Source organism: Pantoea sp. X-Soil-ISGK-259 (genome assembly GCF_059730705.1).
The window spans coordinates 3,134,135-3,155,640 of the sequence record NZ_AP035986.1; the positions used below are offsets into that span (position 1 = coordinate 3,134,135).

At 52.2% G+C, this 21,506-nt stretch carries 22 protein-coding genes and 4 tRNA genes; 4 read left to right on the plus strand and 22 right to left on the minus strand.

The features are described from left to right. Positions 1-2: 2 nt before the first annotated feature. Together tyrA and AC6I77_RS14830 are read right to left on the minus strand one after the other, a co-directional pair. The gene (gene tyrA / locus AC6I77_RS14825; RefSeq protein WP_497817079.1) at positions 3-1,124 is read right to left on the minus strand and encodes a bifunctional chorismate mutase/prephenate dehydrogenase; all 1,122 of its coding nucleotides are present in this window, start codon (positions 1,122-1,124) and stop codon (positions 3-5) included. A 5-nt stretch (positions 1,125-1,129) separates the two neighbouring features. Next, positions 1,130-2,209 (minus strand): 3-deoxy-7-phosphoheptulonate synthase, encoded by a 1,080-nt coding sequence (locus AC6I77_RS14830; RefSeq protein WP_003849031.1) that lies wholly within the window; start codon positions 2,207-2,209, stop codon positions 1,130-1,132. 289 nt (positions 2,210-2,498) lie between these two features. Here AC6I77_RS14830 and AC6I77_RS14835 point away from each other — a divergent pair, with 289 nt between their 5' ends. Then, on the plus strand, positions 2,499-3,035 hold the full coding sequence (locus AC6I77_RS14835) for a GNAT family N-acetyltransferase (protein WP_008927086.1): 537 nt from the start codon (positions 2,499-2,501) through the stop codon (positions 3,033-3,035). A gap of 96 nt (positions 3,036-3,131) precedes the next feature. Here AC6I77_RS14835 and rplS read toward each other — a convergent pair whose 3' ends face one another. The 5 genes from rplS to ffh all read right to left on the minus strand — a co-directional run bounded on the left by rplS (position 3,132) and on the right by ffh (position 6,643). Further along, positions 3,132-3,479 carry a 50S ribosomal protein L19 gene (gene rplS / locus AC6I77_RS14840; protein WP_003849035.1) on the minus strand — a complete coding sequence of 116 codons (348 nt, stop codon included), beginning with the start codon at positions 3,477-3,479 and terminating at the stop codon, positions 3,132-3,134. A gap of 44 nt (positions 3,480-3,523) precedes the next feature. Next, positions 3,524-4,288 carry a tRNA (guanosine(37)-N1)-methyltransferase TrmD gene (gene trmD / locus AC6I77_RS14845; RefSeq protein ID WP_003849037.1) on the minus strand — a complete coding sequence of 255 codons (765 nt, stop codon included), beginning with the start codon at positions 4,286-4,288 and terminating at the stop codon, positions 3,524-3,526. 35 nt (positions 4,289-4,323) lie between these two features. Then, the gene (gene rimM, locus AC6I77_RS14850) at positions 4,324-4,872 is read right to left on the minus strand and encodes a ribosome maturation factor RimM (protein WP_003849039.1); all 549 of its coding nucleotides are present in this window, start codon (positions 4,870-4,872) and stop codon (positions 4,324-4,326) included. Between the two features lie 18 nt (positions 4,873-4,890). After that, on the minus strand, positions 4,891-5,139 hold the full coding sequence (gene rpsP, locus AC6I77_RS14855; protein WP_003849041.1) for a 30S ribosomal protein S16: 249 nt from the start codon (positions 5,137-5,139) through the stop codon (positions 4,891-4,893). A gap of 142 nt (positions 5,140-5,281) precedes the next feature. Further along, positions 5,282-6,643, minus strand: a complete 1,362-nt coding sequence (gene ffh / locus AC6I77_RS14860) for a signal recognition particle protein (protein ID WP_003849043.1) — start codon at positions 6,641-6,643, stop codon at positions 5,282-5,284. 166 nt (positions 6,644-6,809) lie between these two features. Between ffh and AC6I77_RS14865 the strand changes: the two genes are divergently transcribed. Together AC6I77_RS14865 and AC6I77_RS14870 are read left to right on the plus strand one after the other, a co-directional pair. After that, positions 6,810-7,610, plus strand: coding sequence for a cytochrome C assembly family protein (locus AC6I77_RS14865; RefSeq protein ID WP_003849045.1), 801 nt, complete (start codon positions 6,810-6,812; stop codon positions 7,608-7,610). Between the two features lie 15 nt (positions 7,611-7,625). Beyond that, positions 7,626-8,912, plus strand: coding sequence for an HlyC/CorC family transporter (locus AC6I77_RS14870; protein ID WP_039660786.1), 1,287 nt, complete (start codon positions 7,626-7,628; stop codon positions 8,910-8,912). A gap of 61 nt (positions 8,913-8,973) precedes the next feature. Here the strand turns inward: AC6I77_RS14870 and luxS are convergent, their stop codons facing one another. The 14 genes from luxS to tam all read right to left on the minus strand — a co-directional run bounded on the left by luxS (position 8,974) and on the right by tam (position 20,010). Next, positions 8,974-9,489 (minus strand): S-ribosylhomocysteine lyase, encoded by a 516-nt coding sequence (gene luxS, locus AC6I77_RS14875; protein ID WP_003849049.1) that lies wholly within the window; start codon positions 9,487-9,489, stop codon positions 8,974-8,976. A gap of 153 nt (positions 9,490-9,642) precedes the next feature. Continuing rightward, a complete protein-coding gene (gene gshA, locus AC6I77_RS14880) occupies positions 9,643-11,250 on the minus strand; it encodes a glutamate--cysteine ligase (RefSeq protein WP_003849050.1) in 1,608 nt (535 codons plus the stop codon). Between the two features lie 31 nt (positions 11,251-11,281). After that, positions 11,282-11,710 carry a YqaA family protein gene (locus tag AC6I77_RS14885; RefSeq protein WP_008927089.1) on the minus strand — a complete coding sequence of 143 codons (429 nt, stop codon included), beginning with the start codon at positions 11,708-11,710 and terminating at the stop codon, positions 11,282-11,284. Continuing rightward, positions 11,707-12,273: a fructose-1-phosphate/6-phosphogluconate phosphatase gene (gene yqaB / locus AC6I77_RS14890; protein WP_003849054.1), complete on the minus strand. Its 567-nt coding sequence runs from the start codon at positions 12,271-12,273 to the stop codon at positions 11,707-11,709. The genes AC6I77_RS14885 and yqaB overlap by 4 nt, the downstream gene beginning before the upstream one ends. Before the next feature lie 586 nt (positions 12,274-12,859). Further along, positions 12,860-12,936, minus strand: a tRNA-Arg gene (locus AC6I77_RS14895). A 71-nt stretch (positions 12,937-13,007) separates the two neighbouring features. Then, positions 13,008-13,084 (minus strand) — tRNA-Arg (locus AC6I77_RS14900). Between the two features lie 84 nt (positions 13,085-13,168). Continuing rightward, positions 13,169-13,245: transfer RNA gene (locus AC6I77_RS14905), tRNA-Arg, on the minus strand. An 8-nt stretch (positions 13,246-13,253) separates the two neighbouring features. Next, a tRNA-Ser gene (locus AC6I77_RS14910) sits at positions 13,254-13,346 on the minus strand. A gap of 282 nt (positions 13,347-13,628) precedes the next feature. After that, on the minus strand, positions 13,629-13,814 hold the full coding sequence (gene csrA, locus AC6I77_RS14915) for a carbon storage regulator CsrA (RefSeq protein ID WP_008927091.1): 186 nt from the start codon (positions 13,812-13,814) through the stop codon (positions 13,629-13,631). 249 nt (positions 13,815-14,063) lie between these two features. Continuing rightward, positions 14,064-16,691 (minus strand): alanine--tRNA ligase, encoded by a 2,628-nt coding sequence (gene alaS, locus AC6I77_RS14920; protein ID WP_105099838.1) that lies wholly within the window; start codon positions 16,689-16,691, stop codon positions 14,064-14,066. Between the two features lie 133 nt (positions 16,692-16,824). Then, positions 16,825-17,343 carry a regulatory protein RecX gene (locus tag AC6I77_RS14925; RefSeq protein WP_008927093.1) on the minus strand — a complete coding sequence of 173 codons (519 nt, stop codon included), beginning with the start codon at positions 17,341-17,343 and terminating at the stop codon, positions 16,825-16,827. A 124-nt stretch (positions 17,344-17,467) separates the two neighbouring features. After that, positions 17,468-18,538 carry a recombinase RecA gene (gene recA / locus AC6I77_RS14930; protein WP_003849064.1) on the minus strand — a complete coding sequence of 357 codons (1,071 nt, stop codon included), beginning with the start codon at positions 18,536-18,538 and terminating at the stop codon, positions 17,468-17,470. 95 nt (positions 18,539-18,633) lie between these two features. Continuing rightward, the gene (gene pncC, locus AC6I77_RS14935) at positions 18,634-19,128 is read right to left on the minus strand and encodes a nicotinamide-nucleotide amidase (protein ID WP_003849065.1); all 495 of its coding nucleotides are present in this window, start codon (positions 19,126-19,128) and stop codon (positions 18,634-18,636) included. 105 nt (positions 19,129-19,233) lie between these two features. Further along, on the minus strand, positions 19,234-20,010 hold the full coding sequence (gene tam / locus AC6I77_RS14940) for a trans-aconitate 2-methyltransferase (protein WP_039660782.1): 777 nt from the start codon (positions 20,008-20,010) through the stop codon (positions 19,234-19,236). 166 nt (positions 20,011-20,176) lie between these two features. Here tam and AC6I77_RS14945 point away from each other — a divergent pair, with 166 nt between their 5' ends. Further along, the gene (locus AC6I77_RS14945) at positions 20,177-21,064 is read left to right on the plus strand and encodes a dihydrodipicolinate synthase family protein (protein WP_078804911.1); all 888 of its coding nucleotides are present in this window, start codon (positions 20,177-20,179) and stop codon (positions 21,062-21,064) included. 33 nt (positions 21,065-21,097) lie between these two features. Here AC6I77_RS14945 and AC6I77_RS14950 read toward each other — a convergent pair whose 3' ends face one another. Continuing rightward, positions 21,098-21,433, minus strand: coding sequence for a zinc ribbon domain-containing protein YjdM (locus AC6I77_RS14950; protein ID WP_003849071.1), 336 nt, complete (start codon positions 21,431-21,433; stop codon positions 21,098-21,100). Between the last annotated feature and the right edge of the window lie 73 nt (positions 21,434-21,506).

Here is a 21,506-nt window from a genome sequence, read left to right on the forward strand (position 1 = left end):
GTTTATGGCCGACTGTCATTGGCCGAGCGTAACAGACTCCGGCTTTCCACCAGGAAGCGTTTCGCGTGATCGCCAAACCACTGCTCGACCCGGTTAAAGCTGGCAATGAATGCCTGTTTATCGCCCTGCTCCAGCAGCGCAATCGCTTCACCAAAGCGCTGGTAATAACGTTTGATCAGCGCCAGATTACTCTCTGACGACATGATGATATCCGCGTAAAGCTGCGGATCCTGAGCAAACAACCGCCCTACCATTGCCAGCTCCAGTCGATAGATAGGCGATGAGAGTGCCAGCAGCTGATCAAGATTCACGTTTTCTTCAGCTAAATGCAGACCATAGGCAAAGGTGGCAAAGTGACGCAGTGCCTGAATAAACGCCATGTTCTGGTCATGCTCTACAGCGCTGATACGATGCAGACGCGCACCCCAGACCTGAATCTGCTCCAGGAACCACTGATACGCTTCCGGCTGTCGGCCATCACACCAGACCACCACCTGTTTTGCCAGGCTGCCGCTGTCCGGGCCAAACATCGGGTGCAGACCCAGCACCGGACCATTATGAGTGTCCAGCATCGCCTGCAGAGGCCGGTTTTTCACAGAAGCCAGGTCCACCAGAATACAATCTTCCGGCAGTGGCGGCAGCTGTGCAATAACCTGCTCGGTCAGGTGAATCGGCACACTGATGATGACCATACCGGCATCGCTGAGCAGCGTTTCAGCCTGAGGCCAGTCTTCTTTATCCAGCGTTTTAACTGTGTAGCCTGACAGGCCGAGCATTTTTTCAAACAACCGGCCCATCTGGCCTTTGCCGCCGACAATCACCACCGGGCGCAGTTCAGGACAGAGGGTTTTAAAGCCTTTGTCATTTTCGCTGGTATAGGACTCGCGCATCACACGACGCAGCACATCTTCAATCAGATCCGGGGGGACGCCGAGCGCCTCTGCCTCTTTGCGACGCGAAGCCAGCATTGACGCTTCACGCTCAGGGACATAGATAGGCAGACCGTAACGGCTCTTCACCTCCCCCACCTCAGCCACCAGCTCCAGCCGTTTAGCCAGCAGATCCAGCAGCGCCTTATCAACACTGTCAATTTGATCGCGTAACGCGGTCAGTTCAGCCACCATTGCTCTTACACCTCTTGTGACAGACGCGCCGACAGCACTCCCTGCAGATCCTGATGCATCTCACGCAGCAACGTTTCGGTCACTTCCCAGTTGATGCACGCATCGGTTACGGAAACGCCATACTTCATTTCGCTGCGCGGCTGCTCAGAAGACTGGTTACCTTCATTGATATGGCTTTCCAGCATCAAACCAATGATTGAACGGTTTCCGTCTTTGATCTGCGCAATAGCGGATTCCGCTACGCCAGGCTGACGGCTGTAGTCTTTATTCGAATTGCCATGGCTGCAATCTATCATTAAGGCTGGACGCAGTCCCGCCTTCAGCATCTCTTTTTCACACTGCGCGACATCTTCGGGACCGTAGTTCGGCGCTTTGCCACCACGAAGAATTACGTGACCATCCGGATTGCCCTGAGTCTGCAGCAGGCAGACCTGACCGGCCTGATTAATCCCGACAAAACGGTGCGGCATTGCAGCAGCACGCATCGCGTTGATTGCAGTGCCCAGACTGCCATCGGTGCCATTTTTAAAGCCAACTGGCATCGACAGGCCCGAGGCCATCTCACGGTGCGTCTGAGATTCTGTCGTCCGTGCGCCAATCGCCGACCAGCTGAACAGGTCGCCCAGGTATTGCGGGCTATTCGGATCCAGCGCTTCTGTGGCCAGCGGCAAGCCCATTTCAACCAGGTTCACCAGCAGCTGGCGCGCAATATGCAGACCCGCTTCCATATCAAACGAGTTATCCATGTAAGGATCATTGATCAGCCCTTTCCAGCCAACGGTAGTACGGGGTTTTTCAAAATAGACGCGCATCACAATATAGAGCTGATCTTTCAGCTGTTCAGAAAGCGTTTGCAGACGACGAGCATAGTCCAGTGCCACTTCGGTATCGTGAATCGAGCAGGGTCCGCACACCACCAGCAGACGCGGATCGCGGCCGGCAATAATGTCAGAGATAGTCTGGCGGGACGCCGCGACCTGATCCTGCTGTTCAGTTGTCAGTGGAAACTTCGCTTTCAGTTCTTCAGGCGTGATCAATACCTGTTCACCGGCGATATGCACATTGTTCAGCGCGTCTTTTTGCATGATGGCGATCCTTTGGCTCGATATAGCGGATAAGGGCTCCTCATTGAGGATTGCAAATACTGTATCACAGACAATACATAGCGCAAGATTATATGTACACATTTATTACCACAGGTCTGAATAAACCAACCTAGCGACAAATAAAATCATATATATCATTTATTTAAATGTAATAAATGAATTAATGACAGTCGCCTTGATGTAAAATAAAGTTTACACATGCTCTTATTGCGTTTCTGTCTGTTGCAGGCAAAATGAGAATATTATTTATTTTCAGGCTGAGTCAATTATGCACGCCTCCCCACTGAACATCTCCCTTCGACCGTTTCTGCTAAGCGACGTCTCCGCGTTTACCGCTGCGGTCAATGCTTCTCTGGACAGCCTGATCCCGTGGATGGTCTGGGCGCATCACGATTACCAGCCTCATGATGCCGAAAGCTGGATCCGCTTTACCCACTGGCAACGGATGAAGGAGGAAGCGGAAGAGTTTGCGATTGTTGATCAGCATGACCAGCTGCTGGGGGGCGCAGGAATACGCTTTGCCCGCCATCCGGGTGACACCAGCGCAATAGGTTACTGGGTTCGCAGTGACGTTCAGCGTCAGGGAATTGCCAGCCGCGCGGTGGCAAAGCTACTCCCTCTGGGGTTTTCACGACCGGAGACCCGGTTGATTGAAATTCTGGCGGCGGAGGACAATCTGGCCAGTCGAAGAGTCGCTGAAAAGTGCGGCGGGCAGTTTATTGGCTGTCGCTATGGCTTGATCGTATTAGAGGCGGGACCGGTTAATACGGCGATTTATCATTTTCACCGGCCGGACGCCGGTTGACTGCAGGCTGCAAGGATGGCACTGACATAAAAAAGGGGCTGGCAGATGCCAACCCCTTGTTTGCTATTAACTTTTAGATGTCGCGTTAGCGATACCTTAGTTAAGACGCTCTTTAATACGAGCAGACTTACCAGTACGCTCACGCAGGTAGTACAGTTTGGCTTTACGCACAGCGCCACGACGTTTAACAGCGATGCTGTCAATTACAGGTGAATGAGTCTGGAATACACGCTCAACGCCTTCGCCGTTAGAAATTTTGCGAACAGTGAATGCAGAGTGCAGACCGCGGTTACGAATAGCGATAACCACGCCCTCGAATGCCTGCAGACGTTTTTTAGAACCTTCAACGACCCATACTTTCACTTCCACGGAATCACCCGGGCGGAAGGAAGGTACGTCCTGTTTCATCTGCTCTTGTTCAATTTGCTTGATAATGTTGCTCATAATTAAATCTCATATCCTGGGTAAACTGATAGTCGGGGAAGAGCTTACTCTTCCACATCATCGTTTTGTTGCTGCTGAGATTCCCGCTGGAACTCATTCAACAACCTTGCTTGCTCTTCAGTCAGAGCCAGGTTTTCCAGAAGTTCAGGTCTTCTCAGCCAGGTACGGCCTAGCGACTGCTTCAGACGCCAGCGGCGAATATCAGCATGGTTACCTGACAGTAATACTGCCGGGACTTCCACGCCGTCTAACACTTCAGGTCGGGTATAGTGCGGACAATCCAGCAAACCTTCAGAGAACGAATCCTCATCGGCCGACGCCTGCTTGCCGAGTACGCCGGGAATAAACCGGGCGACTGCGTCAATCATCGTCATCGCTGGCAGTTCCCCGCCACTGAGAACGTAATCACCGATTGACCATTCTTCATCAATTTCGGTCTGGATTACGCGCTCATCAATCCCTTCATAACGGCCACAGACCAGAATTAACTTGTCCCGTGCCGCCAGTTCGCAAACGCCCTGTTGGTCCAGTTTGCGACCCTGAGGTGAAAGATATATCACCCTGGCCCCTTCACCTGCCGCTGCTTTCGCTGCGGAGATGGCATCCCGTAAGGGTTGTACCATCATCAGCATTCCCGGTCCGCCGCCGTAAGGACGATCATCCACGGTACGGTGCCGGTCGTGAGTGAAATCACGAGGACTCCAGCTCTGAATGCTGAGCAGACCGTTTTTTACAGCCCGGCCAGTTACCCCGTAATCGGTAATAGCGCGAAACATTTCTGGAAACAGGCTAATAACACCAATCCACATTGTATTCGCCGTTACGTTACCGTTCGATTCGGAGATCAAAAACCAGGATCCCAATCTACCTCAATGACGCCAGTAGAGAGATCGACTTTCCTGATAACCTGTTCATCAAGAAACGGAATTAACCGCTCCTGAGCACCGAACGCATCCTTCAGGTTTGCCTTAACGACGAGAACGTCGTTCGAGCCGGTTTCCATCATATCGATGACTTTACCCATCTCGTAGCCTTCAAGGTTAACGACCTGGCAGCCCATAAGGTCTTTCCAGTAGTAGTCGCCCTCTTCCAGCGATGGCAACTGCGTCGAGTCAACCTGAATTTCGCAATTGGTTAACTGAGCCGCCGCATCCCGATCTTCAATGCCTTTGACTTTGATGATCAGGTCCTGATTGTGGTGCTTCCAACCTTCCAGTTCGACCTGCTGCCATTTACCGGCGCGCTGGATGAACCAGGGTTGGTAGTTGAAGATGCTTTCAGCGTCTTCAGTGGAGGAAAACACTTTGAGCCAGCCGCGAATACCGTAGGCGGCTCCCATCTTACCCAACACAATTGGGTTAACAGGAGGCTGTGCGGCAAGTTGTCTGCTCATGCTCACCACCGTGACAGATTAAGCTGCTTTCTTAGCTTCTTTGACCAGCGCGTTAACGCGGTCAGAAAGCGTTGCGCCCTGGCCAACCCAGTGCTCGATACGATCCAGATCAAGACGCAGACCTTCAGCCTGACCAGATGCGATCGGGTTGAAGAAACCAACGCGCTCGATGAAACGACCGTTGCGTGCATTGCGGCTGTCAGTGACGACGACCTGATAGAACGGACGCTTTTTAGCGCCGTGACGTGCCAAACGAATTGTTACCATAACATCCTCTTCAGTTAATAAAACACCCGGCCCCCATCGAGGAACGGGGTCCGGGTGCTGTATAAAAAGCCCGAAAATTTTACTCATTTTGGCGAAAAAAGCAACCCAAACCGTGCCTTTTCGGGCTTTTTTGTGGAACGCTTTAGCGGCCAGGGAAACCTGGCGGCATCATACCCTTCATGCCGCGCATCATTTTCGCCATACCGCCCTTCTTCATTTTCTTCATCATACGCTGCATGTCGTCGAACTGCTTTAATAAGCGGTTAACGTCCTGCACCTGCATACCGGAACCGGTAGCAATACGGCGCTTGCGCGAGCCTTTGATGATTTCTGGTTTCTCACGCTCTTTGCGCGTCATCGAGTTGATGATGGCTTCCATGCGCACCAGCACTTTGTCATCCATCTGCGACTTTACGTTATCTGGCAGCTGTCCCATACCCGGCAGTTTACCCATCAGGCTGGCCATGCCGCCCATGTTGCGCATCTGCTTTAGCTGCTCAAGGAAGTCATTGAGATCAAAACCGTCGCCGGTTTTCAGCTTCTTAGCCAGTTTCTCCGCCTGATCGCGGTCAACTTTGCTTTCGATGTCTTCAATCAGGGAGAGTACGTCACCCATGCCCAGGATACGCGAAGCAATACGCTCCGGGTAGAATGGCTCAAGCGCTTCGGTCTTTTCACCGACGCCCATGAATTTGATCGGTTTGCCGGTGATATGGCGAATTGACAGCGCCGCACCACCGCGTGCATCACCGTCAACCTTGGTCAGAATAACACCGGTCAGCGGCAGCGCTTCATTAAAGGCTTTTGCCGTGTTTGCGGCATCCTGACCGGTCATGGCATCGACCACAAACAGGGTTTCTACCGGCTTGATCGCCGCATGAACCTGTTTGATTTCGTCCATCATTGCTTCGTCAACGTGCAGACGGCCGGCGGTATCCACCAGCAGCACATCGTAGAACTTCAGACGAGCTTCACGCAGCGCATTGTTGACGATATCGACCGGCTTCTGGCTGAGATCGGACGGACAGAAATCCACGCCAACCTGCTGTGCCAGCGTTTCCAGCTGTTTAATTGCCGCCGGACGATAGACGTCGGCAGAAACCACTAAAACTTTCTTCTTGTGCTTCTCGCGCAGGAATTTACCCAGCTTAGCAACACTGGTGGTTTTACCGGCACCCTGCAGGCCCGCCATCAGCACCACGGCTGGTGGCTGTGCTGCCAGGTCGAGTGCGTTGTTCTCTGCACCCATCGCCGCAACGAGTTCGTTACGTACGATTTTGATAAACTCCTGACCTGGCGTCAGACTTTTATTCACATCATGACCGACCGCGCTCTCTTTCACACGGTTGATGAAGTCACGCACCACCGGCAACGCAACGTCAGCCTCAAGCAGTGCCATGCGCACTTCACGCAGGGTCTCTTTGATGTTCTCTTCAGTCAGCCTTCCGCGGCCGCTGATATTTCGCAGGGTTTGCGACAAACGATCGGTTAAATTATCAAACATGGTCTCTCACTAAAAAAAAGATCGCGAGGCGCCTGATCGGCAGAATGCGGCGGATTATAACACGAAGCCTCGGCGATCTCTGCAATTGCCCCTCAGATCGTTTGGAGCCTGCTTCGGCTGGCGCTATACTGCCTTTTTCCTTATCTGACTGAACCTGAAAGGATCTATGTTCGTTTTCGCGATAGTGGCGCTATTCGCCTACTCCTTAAGTCTTGCCCTGATCATTCCCAGCCTGTTGAAACGTAACGGCGGCTGGCGGCGAATGGCGATGCTCTCTGCCTGTGTGGCGCTGGTGACACACGCGGTGGCCTTGCAGCAACGCATATTTGCTATTGATAGCGGACAGAACTTAAGCCTGCTTAACATTGGTTCACTGGTCAGCCTGTTGATTTGCGCCATCATGACCATTGTGGCGTCACGCAACCGTGGCTGGCTACTGCTGCCGATTGTTTATAGCTTCGCGCTGATCAATCTGGCCTTTGCCACCTTTGTCCCCAATGCGTTCATCACGCATCTGGAAACTACGCCAGGCATGATGATCCACATCGGCCTGTCGCTGTTCGCCTACGCAACGCTGATCATCGCCGCGCTTTATGCGCTGCAGCTGGCGTGGATCGATTATCAGTTAAAAAACAAGCGACTGGCGTTCACCCAGGATATGCCGCCGCTGCTGACCATCGAACGTAAGATGTTTCACATCACCCAGGTTGGCGTCGTGCTGTTAACGCTGGTGCTCTGCACCGGTCTGTTTTATATGCAGGATCTCTTCAGCGCAGAAAACGTCGATAAAGCCGTGCTCTCGATCATCGCGTGGTTTGTTTATATCGTTTTGCTCTGGGGGCACTATCATGAAGGCTGGCGTGGTCGCCGCGTCGTCTGGTTTAACTGCAGCGGTGCGGTGCTGTTGACCATGGCTTACTTCGGCAGCCGCATCCTGCAGCATCTGCTTGTCCCTGGTTCTCGTTAAAAAGGAAGTTTTGCGTTGGAGAATGTTTCAACTACCACGCTGATTATTATTCTCTGCATCATGGTACTGGTTTCAGCTTATTTCTCAGGCTCTGAAACCGGCATGATGACACTGAATCGCTATAAACTGCGCCATCAGGCTAAAAATGGTGATCGCGCAGCTCGACGTGTCGAAAAACTGCTGCGCCGCCCGGATCGTCTGATCAGTCTGGTGCTGATTGGTAATAACCTGGTTAACATCCTTGCTTCCGCGTTAGGCACTATTGTCGGAATGCGTCTGTATGGTGATGCGGGTGTCGCCATTGCAACCGGCGTGCTGACCTTCGTGGTGCTGGTCTTCGCTGAAGTGTTACCCAAAACCGTGGCGGCTCTTTATCCGGAAAAAGTGGCCTATCCGAGCAGCTTTTTACTTACTCCGCTGCAATACATCATGCTACCGCTGGTCTGGCTGCTGAACACCATTACCCGGCTGCTGATGCGCCTGGCAGGTATTCGCTCTGACGGCTATGTTAACTCAGCGCTGAGCAAAGAGGAGTTACGCACCATTGTCTATGAGTCGCGTAGCCTGATGTCACGCCGTAACCAGGACATGCTGCTCTCCGTGCTCGACCTGGAGAAAGTCAGCGTTGACGACATTATGGTGCCGCGTAATGAGATTGTTGGTATCAACATCAACGATGACTGGAAGTCAGTCGTGCGCCAGCTAAGCCATTCACCTCATGGCCGCATTGTGCTGTTCAGAGATTCACTGGATGACTGCGTCGGCATGCTTCGTGTGCGTGAAGCCTGGCGCATGATGACGGAGAAAAAAGAGTTCACTAAAGAGACGCTGCTACGCGCCGCCGATGAAATCTACTACATCCCCGAAGGAACGCCGCTGAACACCCAGTTGGTGAAGTTCCAGCGCAATAAAGAGAAAGCGGGCGTGGTGGTGGATGAATATGGCGACATCAAAGGGCTGGTGACGATAGAGGACATTCTGGAAGAGATTGTCGGTGACTTCACTACCTCCATGTCACCGTCGCTGGCGGAAGAGGTGATGCCGCAGAATGATGGCTCCGTGCTGATTGAAGGCAGTGCCAGCGTGCGCGAAATCAATAAGGCCTTTAACTGGGATCTGCCAGAGCAGGAAGCGCGTACCATCAACGGCATGTTACTGGAAGCGCTGGAGGAGATCCCTTCTAATGCCACACGTGTTCAGATTGGCCATTACAACGTCGATATTCTGGACGTGCAGGATAATATGATTAAACAGGTGCGCATCACGCCGAAGACGCCGCTGAAAAAATCGGTCGGTTCCTGAAGCCATAAAAAAACGCCGCAATCGAAATGATGCGGCGTTTTTTTTAGCAGAGAAGCCCTGACTAGATGTGCAGTTCTTTCAGCTTTTCAGCAGGCAGTTTCAGATCGTCATTACGGTTAACGCCGATCTCATGCGCCAGCACATTGCGGGCAATCTGCTGCGCTTCATCCAGTGAGTGCAGCTTGTAGCTGCCACACTGATATTCATTCAGCTCAGGGATCTGGTTCTGATCTTTCACTTTCAGAACATCTTCCATCGCCCCTTTCCACGCTTTCGCAACGCGCTGCTCGTCTGGCGTACCAATCAGGCTCATGTAGAAGCCGGTACGGCAGCCCATTGGCGAGATATCGACGATTTCCACACCGTCACCATTCAGGTGATCACGCATGAAGCCGGCAAAGAGATGCTCCAGCGTATGAATGCCACGCTCAGTGAGGATATCAATGTTCGGACGGCAAAAACGCAGGTCAAAAACGGTAATCGTATCGCCATGCGGAGTCTTCATGGTTTTCGCAACGCGGACTGCCGGTGCGCCCATGATGGTGTGATCAACGGTAAAACTGTCCAGTAGTGGCATACGTCACCTCCTGTTCTGAGAATTTTTTTTAAAACGATGAAACTTTTCTGTTCGCCCAACGTCTGAATATATGAAAGACGCGCATTTGTTATCATCATCATCCCTGACAACAGAGATGTTAATTTGGCCACATTGATGTGGCCTTTTTCTTTTCTACCCTTCCCGGCTCGCCAGATACGCTTCAAAATCCAGCTTATCATTTGCTTCCAGCTGCTGCTGTGCAGCAACAGATTCCTGCGCCTGACGCGTGAAATCTTCTTCTGTCAGCACTTCCAGCGGTTCTTCACAGAGCATATGGCGATACTGTTCAGCCAGTGCCACGCCGGTGCCGGTTACACCATTATCCTTCATTGCCTGAAGGATGCGCGCCGAGTAGGTTAGCTCAGGATCATCAAAGGATGCTACCAGTTGATCACAAACCTGCTGATATTCCGTGCTGTCCTGATTGTGACTGTCTAAGACTTCAGCAACCCGGCGCAGGTCGGCAAACAGGGTTTTGCCCACTTCAACCAGCGAATGTTCCGCTTCTCCACAACCCACCGCAATTTTCTGATCCGGTTTACGCCCTTCGAGCACCACCCGATTCCAGTTTTTGCGGGTGCATTGCAACTCATCTGCACTCATTTCCGGTGCATCCGCCAGGGTACACCAGATCAGGAACAGATCGAGGAAGCGAACCTGATTCTCATCGACGCCGATGGCAGAGAACGGATTGATATCCAGTGAACGCACTTCAATGTATTCGATACCACCGCGCAGCAGTGCATCAGAAGGCGCTTCACCCGAGCGTGTAACACGCTTAGGCCGGATGGGCGCATAGAGCTCGTTCTCAATCTGCAGCACGTTAGTATTGAGCTGCAGCCAGTTACCGTCAGCATCTTTGGTGCCCATCGCTGCATACTCATCTGACGGCGTCTTGATCGCTTTTTTCAGCGCAGTAACATAGCCTTCCAGCGAGTTAAACGTGATGCCCAGAGCGCTCTGCGATTTATTGGTGTAGCCTAAATCGCTCAGACGCAGCGAGGTGGCATACGGCAGCCACATCGTATCTTTGTCATTGGTTTCAAATGGCAGCGCGCTCTCACGACCCTGCAGGAAACTGGAGCTGATAGCCGGTGATGCGCCAAACAGATAAGGTATCACCCAGCCGAAGCGATAGTAGTTACGAATCAACCGCAGATAACCTGCGGAGATAGTCTCTTTTCCGCTTTCCTGATCTTTCACGTCAGCCCACTCCTGCCAGAAAGAAAGTGGCAGCGAGAAGTTATAGTGAATGCCAGAGATCGTCTGCATTAACGCGCCGTAGCGGTTTTTCAGACCTTCGCGGTAAAGGGTCTTCATCTTACCGATATTGGATGTGCCATATTGCGCCAGCTCAATATTGTCAGCATCGTCAATGACGCACGGCATACTGAATGGCCACATGCGTTCATCACCCAGTTCACGGGCAACGTGACGGTGGATATCGCGCAGGAACGCCAGCATATGATCAATGCTGTGATCCACTGGCGTGATGAATTCCAGTAACGTTTCGGCAAAATCAGTGGTGATCCAGTCATGTTTCAGTGCCGAGCCCAGAGATTCCGGGTGGCCGCTTTTTGCCAGATCGCCATTTTCCTGTACACGCAGCGTTTCACGCTCGATGCCACGACCAATCCCTTTAAGGGCATTGGGATGCGCTTCCAGCCAGGATAGCGCTTTAGATACGTCCGGGATCACATTACCCCCCCGCTGTGATAATAATTTATTTTTGTTCAGCATAATGTTAACCGTAGCCCCGAATCTGTGCGAATCAATGCCACCATTGCATACCCTGTAATGTGGCAGTCGCGATAACGATATAACGCAGTGTTTTACCGACAGCGAGAAACAGTATCGCTGGCAGCCAGGCGAAACGTAACCAGCCCGCGAGAACGCAGAGCAGATCACCTATCACCGGTAGCCAGCTGAATAAAAGTGCTGCTGGTCCCAGTCGGTGCAACCACGTCATTGCTGTGTCATGCCATCGCCCCTGACGTTTTAACGGCAGCAGGCGACCAATAAGAATGTTGGTTAAACCGCCCAAGGTGTTTCCCAGTGATGCGGCTACAAGCAACCCGTAAACTGATGTCTTTTTTGCTATCAATAGTGCTATCAGTAATGCTTCAGAACTTCCCGGCAGGAGCGTCGCACTCAGAAAACTGCTGCCAAACATCGAGGCATAGGTAAGTACGTCACTCACAGTAAACGAACATCCACCACTGCCATGCCTGCCGCTTTAGCGGCCTGAATACCAAAGTCTGCATCTTCGAACACCACACAACGTGCCGGCGCCACACCCATCAACTCAGCGCAGCGCAAGAAGGTCTCAGGCTCAGGTTTATGATGCTGTACGTCGTCAGCGCCGACGACTGCCGTAAAGAGCTCACGTACGCCAAGCTGCGTCAGTAACGCCTCTGCCATGCTATGTTCACTTCCGGTCCCCACAGCCATAGGACGACGCCCGTGATACGCCTTCGCCACCTCCAGTAAAGGCAGCGGCTTAACGTTTTCCAGCAGCATCGCTTTCACAGCAGCGGTTTTTTCTGCAGCAAGAAGATGAGGGTCGTGTGACGACTGATTGGATTCAATGATGAATTGCGCAAGCCGCCAGGCGGGTGCGCCATTAAAGTCGATAATACGTGCTTCATCCAGCGTTAATCCGTAACGCTGGAGCACCTGACGCCACGCTTTTCGATGTGTCGGCTCAGTATCAAGAATCGTGCCGTCCATATCAAAAATCAGGCCGTCATATTGATCGTACATTGTCACTCCGGACATTCACCAAATGAGACATTACTTTAGCCTAATGTGGACAGGTTGTCGCCAGGGGGGATGAACAGCAAATGCTTTGAAAGCATTAGCAATTTTTGTTTTCAGATAAAGGTGATCGTGCGCGGCCAGCGATAACCGTACGAATTTTCAGCGATTTTTTAACATTACTCTGGCAGGCAAGCGGTGGCGGACGGGCGTGGGCAGTAAAATGGCGATCTCTGAGGCGGAGAAAATGTGTTACGTGTCGCTTAAGTCAGGATGATGAATCAATGGGGCAGATCAGGCAGGAAAACAGTGTGGGTAAAGCCAGAGGGTAACTGCAGGGGAGCAGTTCAGGATGCTCGTTCAGCGCTTGCTGTACAGGGTATAAAAAAGTATGTCTCTTTTGAGGTCTTAGCGATGATTACGCCAAATTCATTGAGGGAACTTAAAACTGAAGAAGATGGTGCATCCAGGAGGATTACTCAGCTTGCGCTTCGCCCTGCGGGCCGTTGCTGATGCAACGTTATCCTCCTTAGTGCGGCCGGAACGCTTATCACGTCATGACACACTGAGGCGCTGTCCATATTGCAGAAGATGGTGCATCCAGGAGGATTCGAACCTCCGACCGCTCGGTTCGTAGCCGAGTACTCTATCCAGCTGAGCTATGGATGCATTGGGGTCTATCTTTTGGGGTACAACTTTTTATGGACTAACAGAAACCAACCTGAGGATGTTACAAAGAATGGTGCATCCAGGAGGATTCGAACCTCCGACCGCTCGGTTCGTAGCCGAGTACTCTATCCAGCTGAGCTATGGATGCATAAATCTAATTCTTGTACAACGCAGGGTGCTAACTACTCACCATGAAAGGAATTGCTAATTCGCTTTATTTCTTTATTTTCGATGGTGCATCCAGGAGGATTCGAACCTCCGACCGCTCGGTTCGTAGCCGAGTACTCTATCCAGCTGAGCTATGGATGCATCGAAAATGGCGGTGAGGGAGGGATTCGAACCCTCGATACAGCTTTTGACCGTATACTCCCTTAGCAGGGGAGCGCCTTCAGCCTCTCGGCCACCTCACCTTACGCTTTCTTTCGAACCGTGCGTCTGAACTTGTTTCTGCTCATCGGCACTGCGTGGCGCACATATTACTTTCCCGGACTTTTAAGTCAAACAATTTTTCCGAAACTTTGTTTGATTGAGCAAATCACACACAATTGGGGCAAAATGAAGACAAAAAGAGTGAATTATCAACAATGAGAGAGGATGACGTTAACTAAACAGGGAGAAAGCGGGAGAGAAGAAAAGAGAGGATTTTTAGACAAAGCGGTAGCGCCTCGCACAGGTGCGAGACGCTGAATCCGTTAAACGCTGGTTTGTTGCGTTTTTTCAGCCTGGATGCGTTGATAGATCTCTTCGCGATGCACAGACACTTCTTTCGGTGCGTTAACCCCAATACGTACCTGGTTACCTTTAACACCCAGCACCGTTACAGTTACCTCATCACCGATCATGAGGGTTTCACCAACTCGACGAGTTAGAATAAGCATTCTTTGCTCCTTGAAAGATTAAAAGAGTCGGGCTTGTACAGGCTCCCGGCATTATCCATCATTTAACGCTGCACATTGACTATGAGAGATACACCAATGCACATCGATGCGCCAATACATTCTGCTGATAGTTAGTTTAGCCGAAATACACTACATCAGCCTGACTTTGTCATTTGCTGCTTTAGCATCGTATTAAAAAGCGCCGGAACCAGAGTTCTGACGCTTTTTACAATGCCTTGTTCTAAGTCATTAAAGGCGGCTGTTAACCCAGCTCTCAACGCCTGCCAGAGCGCCTTTCAGCCCTTTAGCATCCGTACCACCCGCTTGTGCCATATCAGGACGGCCACCACCCTTCCCGCCTACCTGCTGTGCCAGACCGGCGATCAACTCGCCCGCTTTAACACGGTCAGTCAGATCTTTGGTCACCCCGGCAATCAGCGACACCTTACCTTCGGCAACCGTCGCCAGCACGATAATCGCAGACCCGAGTTGATTCTTGAGGTCATCAACCATGGTACGCAACATCTTAGGCTCGACATTGTTGAGCTCGCTGACCAGCAGTTTCACGCCCTTAACATCGATGGCATTGCTACTCAGTGAAGCGCTCTCCTGGGCAGCTTGCTGGTCGCGCAGTTGCTGCAACTCTTTCTCCAGAGCCCGCACATGGTCAACGAGACCACGCACTTTCTCGTTCAGGTTGCTGCTGTTCGCTTTAACCAGTTGCGCAAGATCCTGCAGCTGACTGCTTTGCGCATTAACCTGTGCCAGCGCGCCTTCACCCGTAATAGCTTCGATACGACGGATACCTGCTGCCGTACCTGACTCAGCCTGAATACGGAACAGGCCGATATCACCGGTGCGTGCAGCGTGAGTACCACCACACAATTCGACTGAGAAATCACCCATGGTCAGAACGCGCACGCGCTGATCATATTTCTCGCCAAACAGTGCCATTGCACCTTTAGACTTCGCCGCATCCAGATCCATCACTTCCGTTTCAACCGGCAGGTTGCGACGAATCTGCGCATTGACGATATCTTCGACCTGACGAATCTCCTGAGGTTTCATCGCTTCGAAATGCGAGAAGTCAAAACGCAGGTATTTGTCGTTAACCAGCGAGCCTTTTTGCGCCACATGCTCACCTAAAACCTGACGCAATGCGGCATGCAATAAGTGGGTAGCAGAGTGGTTCAGACGGATGCGCGCACGACGTGCCGCATCAACCTGCGCCTCAAGACGATCACCGATACGCAACTGCCCTGCGGTCAGCTTACCGACATGACCGATTGCCTGACCATATTTTTGTGTATCCTGGACGCTAAATTCAGCATTCTTCCCTTTCAGCAGACCGGTATCGCCTACCTGACCACCTGATTCGCCATAGAATGGCGTTTCATCCAGCACGACCACGGCATCCTGACCTGCGGTCACTTCATCTACCGCTTCGCCCGCAACATAGAGCGCTTTTACCGTGGCGGCTAAATCGAGCTGGTCATAACCTTTGAATGATGAGGCGGCATCAATGCGAATAACATTGCTGTAGTCAGCACCGAAGCCACTCGCTTCACGTGCGCGCTGACGCTGCTGCTCCATCGCCTGCTCAAAGCCCGCTTCGTCGATTTTCAGATTGCGTTCGCGGCAGACGTCAGCCGTTAAGTCAGCCGGGAAGCCAAAGGTATCGTAAAGACGGAAGACGATTTCGCCATCCAGCGTGTCGCCCTGCAGTTTTTCCAGCTCTTCATCCAGCAGCGCCAGTCCGCGCTCCAGCGTTCTGGCAAACTGGTCTTCTTCGCTTTTCAGCACCTGCTCAACCTGAGCCTGCTGACGCTGCAACTCTTCGCCTGCCGCGCCCATGACCTCAATCAGTGGTGCAACCAGCTTATAGAAGAAGGCTTCTTTGGCGCCCAGCATGTTGCCATGACGCACGGCACGACGAATGATACGACGCAGCACATAGCCACGGTTCTCATTCGACGGGATCACACCATCGGCAATCAGGAAAGCACAGGAACGGATGTGGTCGGCAATAACGCGCAGCGATTTGTTGCTGAGGTCAGTTGCACCGGTAACCTGCGCAACGGCCTGAATCAGTTTCTGGAACAGGTCGATTTCATAGTTGGAGTTAACATGTTGCAGAACGGCGGAAATACGCTCAAGGCCCATTCCGGTATCAACCGACGGTTTTGGCAGCGGCAGCATGGTGCCATCTGCCTGACGGTTGAACTGCATAAAGACAATGTTCCAGATTTCAATGTAACGATCGCCATCTTCTTCCGGGCTGCCTGGTGGGCCACCCCAGATGTGATCGCCGTGATCGTAGAAAATCTCGCTACATGGACCACAAGGACCGGTATCGCCCATCTGCCAGAAGTTATCAGACGCGTATGCGCTGCCCTTGTTGTCACCGATGCGAATAATGCGCTCGCGCGGCACACCGATTTCATTCGCCCAGATATCAAAGGCTTCATCGTCGGTTTCATAGACCGTCACCCACAGACGCTCTTTTGGCAGGCTGAACCACTGCTCGCTCGTCAGCAGTTCCCAGGCAAAACCAATCGCCTCTCTCTTGAAGTAGTCACCAAAGCTGAAGTTACCCAGCATTTCAAAGAAGGTGTGATGACGTGCGGTGTAACCGACATTTTCAAGATCGTTGTGTTTACCGCCTGCGCGTACGCAGCGCTGTGACGTGGTCGCACGTGTGTAATCACGTTTGTCCTGCCCGAGGAACACATCTTTAAACTGGTTCATCCCGGCGTTGGTAAACAACAAGGTTGGATCGTTATTCGGTACGAGGGAGCTGCTGGTTACAACCTCATGTCCCTTGCTATGAAAAAAGTCGAGAAACGCTTGACGGATCTCAGCAGTGCTCTTGCTCATATATGTCCTGGAATCACGCTAACGAACGTTCCCTCTGATCGGCGCGACCACACTTTCGTGGTGCCTGATTAGTGGAACAAAAAGTGGGAATAAGATAAATTTTCTTCAGTGGGAAGTAAAATTACATCGGCTTTTAGTCATCAAAATTTCTGAAAACGGATTGGATATCTTCGGTCATAAAGCCCTTTGACTGCAGATAGCGTAGTACTTTCGCTTTCTCTTTCCACTCTGTGGGCAATGGGTGTCCGAATTTTCGTTCCGCCAGCTGAGCCGCGCACACCGCCCAGTCGACTTCCGTCTCTTCCATCGCAAGATCAATGGATTCACGGTCAATGCCTTTCTGGGCCAGTTCGAGGCGCACACGTTGCGACCCAAAACCTTTGCGGCTTCGACTCTGAATAAAACGCTCGGTAAAACGTTCGTCATTGAGCCAGCCGCTCTCCTGGCACCAATTCAGTACCTGTTCAAGCAGCGCTTCAGTGACAATTTCAGGCTCTTTTTTCTGTGCCCATGCGGAACGCTGCGCTGATTGTTGCAGCTTACGGGCTAATTCTGCACGGCTGTGATCGCGCTGGCCAAGAATACGCATCGCACGGTCCAGCAGACGGGAATAGGAGACGACATCAGGTTGGGGCTGAGAGGGTTCAGTCATACTGCGCACCTTGTACAAACAGGAGTGAGATTATGGCGACAGAACAGGACAGAGGGAAGGCAAGAAGAGTAATGGCGGGGGGAAACAACGATGGGAGAGGCTTTCGCCCCTCCCGCATCAGTGATTAGAAGTCTTCGTTCGCTTCACTTGCTGCGTTTTCTTTCTCGGCAGCCTTGTCAGCTGCTGCGAGTTTTTCATCCGCGCCGTTGAGCAACATCTCACGCAACTTCAGATCAATTTCGTTTGCCACAGCAGCATTCTCTTTCAGGAAGTTGCCGGCATTCGATTTGCCCTGACCAATCTTGTCGCCGTTATAGCTGTACCACGCACCCGCTTTTTCAATCAGCTTGTGCTTCACGCCCAGGTCGACCAGCTCACCAAAGGTATTGATACCTTCGCCATACATGATCTGGAACTCAGCCTGTTTGAATGGCGCGGCGATTTTGTTTTTCACCACTTTAACGCGGGTCTCACTGCCGACCACGTTATCGCCCTCTTTGATTGCGCCGATACGACGGATATCAAGGCGGACAGAAGCGTAGAACTTCAGCGCGTTACCACCGGTGGTGGTTTCCGGGTTACCAAACATCACACCAATTTTCATACGGATCTGGTTGATGAAGATCAGCAGGGTATTAGACTGCTTCAGGTTACCGGCCAGCTTACGCATGGCCTGGCTCATCATACGTGCCGCGAGGCCCATGTGAGAGTCACCGATTTCACCTTCAATTTCTGCTTTAGGCGTCAGAGCGGCAACGGAGTCGACGATGATGACATCAACCGCACCAGAGCGCGCCAGCGCATCACAGATTTCCAGCGCCTGCTCACCCGTATCGGGCTGAGAACAGAGCAGGTTCTCAATGTCTACGCCCAGTTTCTTGGCGTAAACCGGATCGAGCGCATGCTCAGCATCGATAAAGGCACAGGTTTTGCCTTTACGCTGCGCAGACGCGATAACCTGCAGGGTCAGCGTGGTTTTACCAGAAGACTCCGGTCCGTAGATCTCAACGATACGACCCATTGGCAGACCGCCTGCGCCTAACGCGATATCCAGCGACAGCGAACCAGTAGAGATGGTTTCCACATCCATTGAGCGGTCTTCACCCAAGCGCATGATGGAGCCTTTACCAAATTGTTTCTCAATCTGGCCAAGCGCGGCAGCTAAAGCCTTCTGTTTGTTTTCATCAATCGCCATTTCAACTCCTAATCAAGCCGGGTAAACACGCACTCAGGGTGCCTGTACTCTTTCTGTTGCCAGTAATTATACTGTATAGTCATACAGTATCAAGTTTAATTTGTCAGAAATTCGCCATACAGCGTCTGTAAGGCCCATGCTACCGACTGGCGGCGAACGGCCTCACGATCGCCGTTAAAATGTTGCTTCAACGCCAACACGTTGTCCTGTGGACCGGCAAAGCCGAACCACACCGTACCCACCGGTTTTTCTTCATTGCCGCCATCCGGGCCCGCAATACCGCTAACAGAGATCGCGTAGTCAGCATGGGCCGCCTTGCGGGCACCCTGCGCCATCTCGCGCACCACCGCTTCACTGACCGCGCCATACTGCGCCAGCGAGTCAGCCTGCACATCCACCATCTGTTGTTTTGCTTCATTGCTGTAGGTCACAAAACCGCGTTCGAACCAGGCGGAACTGCCGCTGATATCGGTAAAGACTTTAGCAATCCATCCACCCGTGCAGGATTCCGCACAGGTTACGGTGGCATTGCGTTGCTTCAGCTTCTCACCTATCTGCGCACTAAGCGCCTGCAACTGCTGATCATCCATTGCCATTTCTCCCTGGGTTATGGGTTGAAGGTGGTGCAGAAAGTCTGCTTTTTCAAGGACGCTTATCCCGATTGCACTGTTTTTGCGACCGGCTTTCCATCGTACTTACTCTTTTTTCATCGCAACCATGAAAAGACGCGGGAAAGCGAGCAGAACCTGACCATCGGCCTGAGCCGGATAGGCGGTAAGCAGACGCTGATGATAATCAGACAGAAAAGCTGTCTGTTCAGACGCATCCAGCGTCGCCAGGAAAGGCCGTAAGCCCGTCGCCTGCAGCCAGCTGATAATCGCCTGCGCATCGGCCATTACGTGATAGTAGGTGGTACGCCAGATATCCACCTCACAACCGGCCTGCACCAGCAGATTGTAGTACTCGCCTGTTGAAAGCAGCTCTGTACGTTCAACTGCACTGGCATTGATGCGTGAATGCCAGCGCTCTGTTGCCGCCACCTCGCGCATCAGTTGATGCGAGGGCTCATTAAGGTTATCAGGCATCTGGATAGCCAGCACGCCTCCGATTGCCAGCTGGCTGACAAGATGAGGAAACAGCATGGTGTGGTTGTCGAGCCATTGCAGAGAAGCGTTGGCATAAATAACCTGCTGCGGCACCTCTGCCTGCCAGCTGCGAATATCTGCCTGAACAAAACGGCAGTGCGGCAGGCGTTCGCTGGCCTGAGATAACATCGCCGCTGAACTGTCGAGTCCGGTGACCTGCGCCAGCGGCCAGGTATCGGCGAGCAGCTCGGTACTGTTGCCGGGCCCGCATCCCAGATCGGTTACCTGCTCAACCTGTTCAAGGCTAATGCGCGCCAGCAATTCGCGGGCTGGACGGGTTCGTTCCGCTTCAAATTTACGATACAGCACAGGATCCCACTCTTTCATCATGACCTCTCGCTCAGTTATCAGATGCATCCGCTTACTGAGACGGATGAAAGACGAAAAAGTGCGACACGTTGCTCACTTTTGAATCATGTGGTGGCAGAGACGGACTGGAATAATTAAGTTAAAACACTGTTTCATTTTTTAACGCCCCATCCAGGAGTTCGCTATGAGTGAAAAATCGGCTTTTGCCGGCGTCTGGTGCCCTAGCGTCACCCCGTTCAATGCGCAGGGTGAACTCGATATCGACGCGCTCGGACGACATTTTGCCCGCCTCAATGATTCCGGTCTGGATACCTTGTTGGTGATGGGCAGCATTGGTGAATTCGCCTCACTGACACAGCAGGAGCGTTTACAGCTGATCAGGGAAGCCAGGCCGTTGTCACCCCTAAAAATGGTGGCAAATGTCTCGGCGACCTGTATCCCTGACATGCTGGAACTGACTGAAGCCGCCTGGAAAAATAACTTTGACGCAGTGATGGTGCTGCCGCCCTACTATTACGGCCAGACGCAACAGCAACTGATGCACTACTTCGAGGCACTTGACGCGCAGCTTGGGGGAAAATGGTTTGCCTATAATTTTCCGGCACGCACCGGCTGCGATTTGACGCCAGCGCTGATTGCTGCGCTGGCAGCAAAGTTACCTAACTTTGTGGGTATCAAAGATACGGTGGATTGCCTGTCGCATAACCGGGCGATGATTGAGGAGACCAGCAAAGTGCGCAGTGATTTCGCCGTGCTGTCAGGCTATGACGAATACCTGCTTCCCAATCTTCTGGCGGGCGGCGCCGGGGTGATTTCAGGTCTGAATAATCTTGTACCAGAGTACTTTGCGCAGATGATGGCCGCGTGGCGAAATGGCAATCTGTCTGAGCTGACGCGTCTGCAGCAGCAGATCGGCAGGCTGATGGCAATTTACAGTATTGGTGATGATTTTGTGACGACGATTAAGACGGCCGTGGCACGTCGTTATGACTCAATGAACAGCGCCTCACGCAACTACGGGGGTGCGCTGAATGCGGAACAGTGCGCCGCGATCGATCGGCTTTTCAGCTAATAGAATAACGGGCGCATCCCTGCGCCCCGGATCTCAGTTCTTTTTCACGAACTCAGATTTCAATTTCATCTGACCAAAACCGTCAATTTTACAATCGATGTTGTGATCCCCTTCCACCAGACGGATGCTTTTCACTTTGGTACCAATCTTCAGCGATGAGGAGCTGCCCTTCACCTTGAGATCTTTAATCACCGTGACGCTGTCGCCATCTGCCAGCAGATTGCCATTGGCATCACGCACTTCCAGCGATCCGTTGCTGCTGTCACCCTCTCCTTCGGTCCAGATATGACCGCAGGAGGGGCAGTTGAGGTTATCGCCATCTTGCCAGGTGTAATCGGCGTGACAAGCTGGGCAGGCAGGTAAAGACATAACGACTCCGGAGATATCAGTGGCTGTGTGGCCTGAAAAAGGGCGTCATCATATAACCTTACAGTTAACAAGG